We start from the raw sequence: 359 nt of genomic DNA, 5'->3' as shown, positions 1-359 counted from the left end.
ACGGGTGCGGGTGCCACTGGCTTGCCGTCCAGCAGCCGGTGCAGGACGTTGAGCACATGCGTCTTGCTGGCTACGCCAGCCTCCAGGGCCAGCTCGACCGCGGTCAGCACGGCCTGCTCGTCGTGGTGAAGGACGAGTGCCAGGATCTCCACCATCTCCCTGTCCCCGCCAGGCTGCTTGAGCAGGACGGCCTGCAACCGTCTGAAGCCCTGCGGGAGCTCACTGAAGGGCGCACCGTTCCTCAACGCCCCGGGCTTGCGCTGCAGCACCGCCAGGTAGTGACGCCAGTCGTAGACGGTCTGGCCGGCCGTGTCGTGACGGCGGTCGATGATCCGCGTGTGCTCGCACAGGAGCTGCCC

1 pseudogene is annotated in these 359 nt (G+C 68.2%); it reads right to left on the bottom strand.

Features of this window, described 5'->3' with window-relative positions:
- Positions 1 to 359, bottom strand: a pseudogene (locus AC3A6G_RS27450) (IS21 family transposase); the annotation flags it as partial.

This window comes from Variovorax sp. Soil_C_26, assembly GCF_057657075.1.
This window is presented reverse-complemented; position numbering and strand designations above follow the sequence as displayed.